Origin of the sequence: Streptomyces cyaneus, from assembly GCF_004028635.1 — a bacterium.
In the GTDB taxonomy this organism is placed as follows: domain Bacteria; phylum Actinomycetota; class Actinomycetes; order Streptomycetales; family Streptomycetaceae; genus Streptomyces; species Streptomyces cyaneus.
Window position 1 is genome coordinate 1 of record NZ_RQJW01000022.1, and the last position, 10,090, is coordinate 10,090.

At 69.0% G+C, this 10,090-nt stretch carries 9 protein-coding genes and 2 pseudogenes; 1 reads left to right on the forward strand and 10 read right to left on the reverse strand.

Features of this window, described 5'->3' with window-relative positions; all coding sequences use genetic code 11:
- Positions 1-358: 358 nt before the first annotated feature.
- The 5 genes and pseudogenes from EHO50_RS41015 to EHO50_RS41035 form a co-directional block, all read right to left on the reverse strand.
- Entirely contained in the window at positions 359-997 is a 639-nt protein-coding gene (locus EHO50_RS41015; protein WP_128436959.1) for an aspartate/glutamate racemase family protein, read from the reverse strand.
- Positions 997-1,341 (reverse strand): GNAT family N-acetyltransferase, encoded by a 345-nt coding sequence (locus EHO50_RS41020; RefSeq protein WP_128436960.1) that lies wholly within the window; start codon positions 1,339-1,341, stop codon positions 997-999. The genes EHO50_RS41015 and EHO50_RS41020 overlap by 1 nt, the downstream gene beginning before the upstream one ends.
- A 46-nt stretch (positions 1,342-1,387) precedes the next feature.
- Positions 1,388-1,810, reverse strand: coding sequence for an aspartate 1-decarboxylase (panD, locus tag EHO50_RS41025; protein WP_128436961.1), 423 nt, complete (start codon positions 1,808-1,810; stop codon positions 1,388-1,390).
- 720 nt (positions 1,811-2,530) lie between these two features.
- Positions 2,531-2,686: pseudogene (locus tag EHO50_RS41030) on the reverse strand (IS5/IS1182 family transposase); the annotation flags it as partial.
- A gap of 89 nt (positions 2,687-2,775) precedes the next feature.
- Positions 2,776-4,284 carry a DUF4246 domain-containing protein gene (locus EHO50_RS41035; protein ID WP_128436962.1) on the reverse strand — a complete coding sequence of 503 codons (1,509 nt, stop codon included), beginning with the start codon at positions 4,282-4,284 and terminating at the stop codon, positions 2,776-2,778.
- Positions 4,285-4,513: 229 nt separating this feature from the next.
- Here EHO50_RS41035 and EHO50_RS41040 point away from each other — a divergent pair, with 229 nt between their 5' ends.
- Complete coding sequence (locus tag EHO50_RS41040; protein ID WP_128436963.1) at positions 4,514-4,969, forward strand: hypothetical protein; 456 nt, start codon at positions 4,514-4,516, stop codon at positions 4,967-4,969.
- A 224-nt stretch (positions 4,970-5,193) separates the two neighbouring features.
- Here the strand turns inward: EHO50_RS41040 and EHO50_RS41045 are convergent.
- From EHO50_RS41045 to EHO50_RS41065, 5 genes and pseudogenes are all read right to left on the reverse strand, one after another.
- Positions 5,194-5,445 (reverse strand): annotated as a pseudogene (locus EHO50_RS41045) (4Fe-4S dicluster domain-containing protein); the annotation flags it as partial.
- A 45-nt stretch (positions 5,446-5,490) separates the two neighbouring features.
- On the reverse strand, positions 5,491-6,750 hold the full coding sequence (locus EHO50_RS41050; protein WP_128436965.1) for an NAD(P)/FAD-dependent oxidoreductase: 1,260 nt from the start codon (positions 6,748-6,750) through the stop codon (positions 5,491-5,493).
- 75 nt (positions 6,751-6,825) lie between these two features.
- Positions 6,826-7,752: a DUF1702 family protein gene (locus tag EHO50_RS41055; RefSeq protein WP_128436966.1), complete on the reverse strand. Its 927-nt coding sequence runs from the start codon at positions 7,750-7,752 to the stop codon at positions 6,826-6,828.
- The gene (locus EHO50_RS41060) at positions 7,749-8,756 is read right to left on the reverse strand and encodes a DUF1702 family protein (RefSeq protein ID WP_128436967.1); all 1,008 of its coding nucleotides are present in this window, start codon (positions 8,754-8,756) and stop codon (positions 7,749-7,751) included. Before EHO50_RS41060 ends, EHO50_RS41055 begins: the two co-directional genes overlap by 4 nt.
- Complete coding sequence (locus EHO50_RS41065; protein ID WP_220096495.1) at positions 8,753-10,063, reverse strand: cation:proton antiporter; 1,311 nt, start codon at positions 10,061-10,063, stop codon at positions 8,753-8,755. The genes EHO50_RS41060 and EHO50_RS41065 overlap by 4 nt, the downstream gene beginning before the upstream one ends.
- Positions 10,064-10,090 lie beyond the last annotated feature (27 nt).

The window sequence follows — 10,090 nt, forward strand, 5'->3', positions numbered from 1 at the left end:
GGGTCGGCGGTGACGGTGCGGGCGGGGGTGGCCCCGGCGTGGGAGGCGGCCCGGGCGTGGGGGGTGGACCCGGGGTCGGAGGCGGTCCCGGGGTCGGGGACGGCCCGGGCGTGGGAGGTGGGCCCGGGGTCGGAGGCGGCTCGGGGGCCGGCGGTGGCTCCGGGGGCGGGACCGGGTGTGGCTTCGGGGGCTGCGGCTCCGGGCCCGGGGTCGGGTCCGGGTGGACGGGGTCCGGGAACGGGTTCGTCATGGCGTCCTCCAGCCAATCGGTACGCGTCGGCTCTGGACTACTCCCCCGCGTACCCGACGGCCGCGCCACCAGTCACTCACCCGCGTCACTGCGGGCGCCCAGGTGGGCCTACCGCGGGTGCAGAGCCTGAGCTCCCGCCGCCAGGCCCGGGCGGGGGCTGGACAGTACGGGCACCGGTGTCGTGGTCAGCTGCTGGGCCCGTGCGATGGAGACCTGGGCGAGGACGATCACGTCGGCATCCGTGACCTCGTCCGCCGCGGACGCCACCAGACGTGCGCACCCGTCGAGGTCCCCCGCGTCGAAGTGCTCCCACGCGCCCTCGACGAGGTGGGTCCGCACGTCGACGGGGCGCCCCGCACGGTGGCCCTCCTCCTCGATCAAGGACACCGTCGGACCGAACGTGCTCTCCACCGTGGCCAGGACGACGACACGGGGCCCCTCGGCCACCGCGGCCGCCGCCATCGGACGGTCCACGCGCAGCACCGGCACCCCGGCCTCGGCGGCGGCCGCCTCCGCGATACCGCCGATGGTCGAGCAGGTGCACAGCACGGCCCGCGCACCGTCGGCGACGGCCTTGCGCAGCGCGTCCCGGACGTCGCCCACGACGGCTTCGGGGCCCTCGCGGCGGGCCCGGGCCAGCAGTTCCTCGTCGACGAAGTGCCGTAGTTCAAGGCCCTGATGGTCCTCGTCGCGCAGCGCGTCGAAGACGGGGATGTGCAAGGGCGAGGTGTGCAGGAGGGCGAGCATCAGAACCTCCCCGGGTGCGCCCGCAGCCAGTCCTTCGCCGCCTCCAGCAGCTCGGGGTCGGCCGCCGGGGCCTCGTCGGGGTGGCGCTCGGCCCACTTCACGACGTACGGGCACAGCGGCGCGACGACGACTTGCTCGCGCGCCGCCATGACGTACAGCTCGCGTGCCAGGGAGCCCGCGATGCCCTTCCCCTCGTGGGCAGGTTCCACGATGGTGTGGACGGGGACGAGGGCGCGCGCCGGGGACTCGAGGACGAAGTACTCGATGCGGCCCGTGACTTCGTCACCCTGAAGGGCCTCCAAGCGACCCGCCGCCCGGTCGTCGCGGATCTCTGTGCCGCTCATGCCACGCACGCTCCTGGTCCCGTCGTCAGGCTGCAGATGAGTGAGGTCAGGCCACCGGCACGGCCTGCGGGCTGCGCTCCTGGTCGGAGCCCGGCACCGGCTCGGACGGGTCGGCGCCCAGGGCCACGATCCGGTTGGCGCCGTCCACGTGCACGACCCGCGGCTCGAACTCCCTCGCCTCGGCGTCGGCCAGCTGAGCGTAACTGATGATGATCACCAGGTCGCCGGGGTGGACGAGATGAGCGGCGGCACCGTTGATCCCGACGACCCCCGAGCCGCGCTCGCCCTCGATGACGTAGGTCTCCAGACGGGCGCCGTTGGTGATGTCCACGATGTGGACGAGCTCGCCGGGGAGCAGGTCGGCGGCATCGAGGAGGTCCGCGTCGATGGTCACCGATCCCACGTAGTGCAGGTCGGCCTGGGTGACGGTGGCGCGGTGGATCTTGGACTTGAACATGGTGCGCAACATCGGTGTACTCCTGCAAGTAGGCTCCCTGCCTGCGTTTATGCAGGTCAAGGGCTGTTTCCACACCTTACAGCCAGTCGCATGTCCGGGCAGCTTTCCCTGGGTTTTTGAGGACTCATGCTGACCGAATGCCGACTTTCCTGACGGTGCATCAGGCCACGGCCGTGGGCGCTCAGACGCATTCCCAGCAGCTGTGCTGCCCCACCGCGAATGACCTACGCCAGCCTACGCAACGGGGGTCGAAGCGGGTCGTGACCATCGCCACAACGTGCCGCTCCGCTTGTCTCGGCAACGAGCCCCTTCGGGCGGTCGGGGGTGCTCTGGAAGAGCGGCACTGGTGCCGGCGTGGTGGCGGCGGGCTCCCGCCGCACGCGCAAGCCGTCGTTCGGGAGCCGGTACGCGTCGTCCGGCGAGAGGCAGGCCGTGGTGTCGCCGTTGCGGAGGGGGACGGTCCAACTTCCTTTGACGAACCTTCCGCCCTCGTTCAGCCCCGAGTGACCAGCGCCCACCGGGCGGACTCGGGCAGCGCCGCCACCTCGATCACCAGGTAGTGTCCTGCGGCGCCGACCGGCGGGGGGTGCAGTCCTTGGTGATCCACGACAGGAAGACCATGACGGGCTTCTGCCCTTGGGCGAAGGCCTTCCCACCGTCGCTGTTGCGGCGGCTCGCCCTCCGGCACGGGTTCCGGCCGCAGGGCGCCGCCGCCCGGCGTCTGGGGGGGTGCCACGGGCCGGCTCCCCTGTAGGCGCGGGCGGCGAGGATGCGAACGCCCTGGCGTTCACAGATCCGGATGATCCGGTGGGTGCGGGCTGCAGGGAGATCGTGCGCGCGGCCGGGCAGCGTCGGCGAGATCCGCAGCAGCCGCCCGACCGGGTCGGTGGCGGGCCAGTGCTCCACCCGCCGTATCGGCACCATCGTCGAGGCTGTCCACACCCTCCTGACCTGCGCGTCTTCAGGATGGAAGAGATTCAGTGCTCGCAGAGGGAGAATTCTCGTTCGTAGAGCTGCTCGTTGTGTTCGTTGACGAAGAACTTGCGTTCCTGCATGAGTTGTTCGCGGTAGTTCATGGCCTGCTCAAGCGTCATGGTCGAGGTGTCGGACCATGGTTGTTGCGGTGGCACATCGGATGTCGAGACGATCCTTTCCGACGGGTCGACCAGGAAGAACGCGAGAATTTTGCGATATCCCGGGCGGGTGTGGTCCTCGAGGCGGAATGAGCCGACGCGATGTTGGAGGATGTTCGGGAACGCCAGGCAGCGGCCCGCCGGGGTAGACGCCGATCCCAGCATCTGGTTCAGCGCGTCTTCGTCCTCCAGGCCATAAACCTCACGCAGACCGTTGTCGTCGTTCTGCTCGTAGTGCGGGTCGTCGAGTGCCGCCCGGAAACTCAGCCGGCTTTCGGTGATGTTCTCGCTGTCCCAGTAATAGATGGCGGTCGAGACGATCCGCTCGTTCAACATCCCCTCGACATGCCAGGAACCGCCAGAGTACTCGGGCTTGTCCGGGGTGAGATGAATGGTGGCGAGCTTGACGATGACCTGGAGACGGCGACCGCGCAGGTCGACTCGGGCGGATTCATCGGGCAACTCGGGCGGGGTGAAGGCCGGGGCGTCCGGGATGACCGGGCGACGGTTTTCCCACCAGTCGTCCTGGGCCACTTCCCATGCACGGACGGCTTCCGCGTAGGCCTCATCATCACCGTAGGATGATTTGTCCGGATACTCCGGCTCCGAGTCGTACCACCCGTAAGGATCGGTCTCGATCCGCAGGGGCCGCGGATGGCGCAGATCGGTGAGTACGTTCTCCAGCAGCGGGCGCACGCGCGCGAACAAGTCCGGCAGGACGGCGGCTAGTTCGCGATGAGTATCGGGGTGGACGTTGTTAATGTACGAACGGAAGGCGACATCGCCGTCGTCACTGACGTCGACGTCAGTGGGCAGCCACTGGAATCTCTCCGAGAATTCATACCGCGAATAGCGGTCCGTCGGGTTCTGCCAAGCCCACTCCGGCGCGCCGCTCACCTCGCGCACGAGGCAGAACAGTGAGGGATGAACCAGATCCAGTACCTGACCATCGGATCCAGGATGCCAGTCCTGTTCCGCTTCGGGGATTTGTTCCAGAACCCGAACCGCGTCGCGCAGCCGGGATCTGAGCTCGTTGTCGACCAGAGTGTCCGACTGCCACACCCCGTCGACGGCGGAGACCTCGACGCCGGTTACTCCGTCCCGCAGTGCGGCGTAATGCGCGAGTTCGGCAAGCACGTAGCCAACCTGCGCTTCGGTCAGGCCCTGGGCGACCGCTTCTTGCGTCCACCTGGCGACGATGTCGGCGTCGTTCATCTTGCCGAACCATCCCGGCTTCGCCCGAATGTGGGCGCTGCACTGCATCATCTGAAGTTCCCGCAGCGTGCGGGGTGTTGCGAACGATATGGAACGGGAAGCATGAAAGGGCATCGGGAAAGCAGACAGGCCAGTCAATTCTCTTGGTCCTCCCAGTCGGTGTGCGGCGGCGGGAAGGATACTTCAGCAGACTGACACCGCAGCGAGTCTTGGAGCTTGAGGGGGTCTGGCCCGCCCTGCCGCCCCGGGCCGGGACCGGTCCCGGGCACGACCCGCCAGGATGAGGCCGGCAAGGAGCCGTCAGTTCTCGCCCAGGAGTGGAGACATGCGCCGGACGCCTTTCACGCGACGCTCAGGCCTTCCCGTCGTGGCCGCCCCCATCGTGGCGCTGCTGCTCGCGGGATGTGGGAACGACGGTCCGGGCAAGGTCGCCCCGGACGAACCGAGCGGGGGCGGGACGTCAGCGAGTGTGGCCGAGACCTCGGCCGCTCCGGACACCGCTTCGCCCCAGCCCCCCGCCGACAGCCTCCCGGCAGACCCCGCGCCGGACACGGGCTCCATGGTTGATGAGGCCTTCGAAGCAGCGCGTATCGCCGCGCTCCAGAGCGCCTTGCGCTATGTCGACCCTGCGCTCGGCGCACCCGAGGACATCGCCAAAGCCGATGCACAATGCGTCGACCTCCGGCGCAACGTCCCCCATGCTGATCAGGTCGCCGCTCGGCGGTTCAGCACAGCGAACCACCGGGTGACCGAAGCCGACGGCAAGCGGATCAACACAATCCTGAGCAACACTTACTGCCGCTCAACCGGCTCCGGCCCTTGACAGGGCACGCGAGCGCGGTCAGACCGCTTTCAGGAAGCGCCACCAACCCGCCGACCGCTGGGCGTCGGCCGAGAGCAGGGGGCCGTCCGGCACCGGTTGCCCGGTTCCGGACGGCCCTTCGGCGATACGCTCGCCCTGCCTGACCTGCGGAGATGACCGGCTCCCTGTCTGCTCGCTGCAGCTCAAGGGCGTTCGGCACTGTGGTCTCAGGACGGGCGGGCCGCGAAGAAGTCGCGGTTCGCCGCGATGGAGTCCTGTGACGCCTCCGGGACGTCCTCTTCGGGGTAGATCGCCTCCACCGGACAGACCGGTTCACAGGCGCTGCAGTCGATGCACGCGGTCGGGTCGATGTAGAGCTGGGCGTGCTCCCCGAAGGACGCGTCCCGCGGTCCGGGGTGGATCGCATCGGCGGGACACGCCTCCCAGCAGGCGGCGTCCTTGCTGTCCGCACAGGCTTCAGTGATCACGTAGGTCATGGGAACCTCCGCTGCGAAGATGGTCGGTCGGTCGGTCCGGCCGACTCAGCCGGCCTCGGCGAGTTCCGGCCCGTCGTGGACGTCCGTTTCGGTGAGCCCCATGAGGGCGGACAGGTTCTTGGGGGTGAAGAACTCCGCCCAGGGGACGGTGTTCTGGATGACTCCGAAGAACCGGTCTATGGCGTCCTGGTTGCCCCGCATCGCGGCGAGCACGTCCTGGAAAGCCGGGTCGAACGGCTCCATCGCCGCGTGGTCGACGATGAAGTCGTAGAGGGGCTTCAGCGCCTCGTTGCGCTTGTACTCGTAGGTGCTCAGCGCCGTTTCCAGGGGCGTCCTCCCGGAGAATCCGGCGTCGAGGGCCTGGGCCAGGAGTTCGGCGTCCCGGAACGCGTCGGTGATGCCCTGTGCGGTGATGGGGTCCTTGTGGACACCGGCGTCACCGACCAGGGCCCAACCGGGTCCGAAGGGCTTGCGGAAGAAGTTGGGGCGGTTCCCCGCGCCCATGAACCGATGTGCGAGGCGCCCGGTTTCGAGGCGTGCTCCCAGCCCGGGCGCGATGTCGTTCACCGTCTTGAGGTAGTGGGCGCGCACGTCGGTCTTGAAGTCGGCGAAGTCACGCTCGGGCCGTTCGACGAAGACGGCGGCCTGGTCGTCGTGGGTCGGGAAGGCGATGACGGTGCTGCCGGGGCGGGTGTAGAACTCCAGGCCCATGAGTTCCACGTCGTCCCAGTAGGTGTAGTAGCCGAAGGCCTTGGGCGGTACGACGTGGTACTCGGGGGCCTCGACGGTCCGGGCGACGATCGACCGCATGCCGTCCGCGCCGATGACCATCCGGGCCCGCTCGGTGATGGAGATGCCGCTGGCTCCTCGTCCGCGCACCCCTACGACCTTGCCGTCGTCGGTGAGCACCTCCTGCACGGTGAAACCCTCGCGGACCACGGCGCCGGCCGCCGCGGCGGCGTCCACCAGGATCTTGTCGAGGATGGTGCGCTTGGGGGCGTAGATGGCGGCGAATCCGTCGTCGTCCGGGTAGGGGAAGCCCTCCAGGGTGAAGTGGCCGTACCTGTCGAAGCAGAGATCGAGGACGATGTTCGTCACGGCCGGGCACCGCGAGGCCTCTATCTGGCCGAGCAGCCCCCAGCGCCGGAGCTGGGCGCTGCCCTCGACAGTGATCATGTGGGTGGAGACGGTGTCACTGGGGAAGGTGGCCCGGTCCAGCAGGAGTACGCGGTACCCCTTCCTGGCGAGCAGCATGGCAGTGGGTGCGCCGGACACACGGGCACCGATCACGATGGCGTCGTACACGGCCGATTCCCTTCGTCGTACCTCTTCGTCGTACCTCTGCTTCGCATCTCTTCTTCGCATCTCTTCTTCGTACGCTCAGGCAGCGAGCCGGTCTTCGGTGCGCCTGCGCCAGATCTCGTAGCGGGGTTCCACGCTGATCACGGGCAGGTCGCGGGCCGCTTCCTCGACGACGTCGGCCGCGTCATCGCTGCCGCGTTCGCAGAAGATCCGGCAGGCGAGGTCGGTGTGCGCGGCCGGGTTGCCCGCGGTGCGGCGTCCCCACGCGGCGGTCGCCGCACCCCGGGCCAGTTGTGGCCGGTAGGCGGAGGCTTGGGCGAGGACCGCGCGCAGGGCGGCCTCGTCCACGCCACCGCCGTAGGCGGACGCGAGACCTACACCGCTCCACAGGTCCGCGTGCCTGTCGGGCTGGAATCCGGCGACGAGCCGGGTGACACGGTCGACCACCCCGCCGTTGGAGAACCACAGCGCGCGGCCCACTCCTTGGTCGAAGTACTGCCGGCCGTGCCGGGACAGCCGCGTCGGTACGGCGTGCTGCTCGACGTAGCGCCGGCGCTTGAAGAAGGCCTCGTGGAATCCGTAGCCGTCGGCCGTCACCCAGCCCAGCAGCGGGTCGAGCCCGGCCAGTTGGCTTTCCGGGGTTCGCCTCAGCCTGGCGTAGGCGAGGCCCACCCCGACGTAGACCGGGTAGACATGGCGAGCGCCGGGCCCGGCGGCGAAGGCCTCGAGCCGCCGCTTCCAGGGCGCGGTGGCGTCCAGTGCCGCCAGCCCCATGCCCGCGCCTTCGTAGGCGAACCCCTTCAGCGCGGGTTCGACCGCCTCCAGACGCGAGGCGAGAACGGGCATCCTGGGGTCCTCGAGTGCCGCGTGGTAGCCCTCCATGAGAGAGGTCGCCACCGGTGCGAACCGCTCCCATGCCTCCGGGGCGAATCCCGGCCGGGAGAACACCGCTTTGGCGGACGGGATTCCGAACAGCCGCCTGCGGACCGCTCCGACAGTGGTCATGCGCCGAGCTCCTTCACTCCCGGGACCGGGACCGAGGTGCTGAGCCAGGCGGCCCGGATCTCCTGGCGCCACCGCGCGTAGGCGGGTTCCGGGTCCGATCGGTCGTCGGTGCCCGCTCGGCCCAGGCGCAGGCCGGCCTCGTGGGCGAGGGCGGCGACCTCCGCCCCTCCCCTCCCCCACACGGCCTCGCACGCCAGGTCGGTGTGCGGGGCCGGCTGCCCGGACTGCTCACGGAAGATCGATGCGACCGCGGTGCCCGTGGCGAGGTCGGCTCCGTGCTCGCCGGCCGCCTTCAGGAGGGTGACGACGGCGTTGCGGTCCATGACGCCCGCGGCGTACGCGCAGGCCAGGCCGATGCCGCTCCAGATGTCACCCTGACGCCGGGAAGGGAAGGAGTTCACCGTGTCGATGATCCGTTCGACATTGGCGCCGGTGGAGAACCACAGACTGCGCCCCAGGCCCTGGTCGAAGGCGCGGGCCGCGTATCCGTGGATCCGGCGCGGGGGCCGGTGCCGCTCGACCGTGTCACGCCAGGAGAAGAACCCCTCGTAGAAGCCGTAACCGTCCATCACCAGCCAGCGCAGGAAGGGGTCCTGACGGGCGAGGAAACGCTGCGGGGCGACGGGGACACGTGGCAGGACGAGTCCCGCACCGATGTAGATCAGGCACCGGTAGGGCGCGCCGGGGCCGTGGATGAAAGCGGGCAGCCGCTTCTTGTACGGGGCGAGGCTGTCGAGCAGCATCAGCCCCATGCCGGCGCCCTCGTAGGCGATGCCCCGCAGTTCGGGCGGCGTCGCGTTCAGCCGTGGGACCAGGTCCTCGTGGCGTGGGTGGTTCAGCGTCATGTAGAAGCTGTCCACCAGGGTGCGGGCGACCGGCTCGAACATGAGCCAGGTCTTGTCCATGTCTTCCTGGGCGCCGAAGCGTTCAGCCGCCATTTTGGGAAAGGACTCGGCGGACAGCGGGAAGATCGGCTTGAGCAGCGTGCCGAGCGGCAGGCTCATCGCGAACCTCCTCCCGCCTCGGCAAGGCTCGTGGCAGCCCCTTCGGCGGCTTCGGGGACGGGAGCGGGCTGGGGGCGGAACCGGCCGTAGACGAGCTCGAACAGCGGGGTGGCCATGAGCGTGGTCGCGATGGCCATGAAGACCAGGATGGTGAAGAGGGTCGGGGTGATCAGGCCGGCCTGGAGTCCGATGTTGAGCAGGATGAGCTCCATGAGGCCCCGCGCGTTCATCAGGCTTCCCAGCGCCAGGGCCTCACGCTGTGGCTCCTTGTTGAGCCGGGCCGCGAACCAGCAGGCGACGCCCTTGCCCAGTACGGAGACCAGCAGGATGAGCAGCGCCACTCCCCACAGCGTGACGCTGTTGACGAGGCCGATCTCGGTGTTCAGGCCGGAGAACACGAAGAAGAGCGGCAGCAGCAGATGGGTGGTGAGCGGCTCGAAGGCGCGGCGTATGCGCTCGGCGAAGACACCGCGGGGCATCGCCGCGCCGAGGATGAAGGCGCCGAACACCGCGTAGATACCGACGTAGTCGGTGAACCAGGCCGCCAGCATGAGCAGCATCAGCACCAGCGCCATGAGAGGCGAGCTCACCCCGCCCTCCCGCTCGGCCTTGGTGCCCAGTCGGCTCAGCAGCCGCTTGCCCACGGTCAGCACGAAAACCGCGTAGAGGACGCCACCGCCGATGGCCAGGAAGGCGATCTGTGTGTCGTTCTTGAACACGGCGAGGACGACCGCGAGCAGGCACCAGGAGATCGCGTCGTCCGTGGCTCCGGCCGCCAGTGCGAGGGTGCCCAGCGAAGTCCCCGTCAGCCGACGCTCGAAGATGATGCGGGCGAGCATCGGGAAGGCGGTGATGGCGATGGCCGATCCCATGAACAGCATGGCCTGCCAGGTCTCGACGCCCTCGGTGAAGAACTTGCCGTCCTGTCGCACGAGCAGCGCCGCGGTCAGGGCGCCCAGCACGAGCGGCGCGAAGACCCCGGACAGGGAGATCGAAACGGCGCTGGGGATTCGGTGACGGATCAGCCCGGTGTCGAACTCCAGGCCGACCAGGAACATGTACAGCACCAGTCCGACCTGGGCGACCACGTAGATCATGGTCATGGACGGGCCGGTGGGGAACAGTTTCTCCTGCCAGTGCGGAGCCAGCAGCCCCAGCAGGGACGGCCCCAGCAGGACGCCGGCGATCATCTCGCCCACGACCTGCGGCTGCCCCATCCTCCGGACGAGCAGGCCGACGAGGCGGCAGGCCGCGAGGATGGCGGTCAGTTGCAGGAAGAAGAGAATGGCGATTTCCGAGTTGGACACGTTGCCCCCGAGGTCTCGGATTGGTGG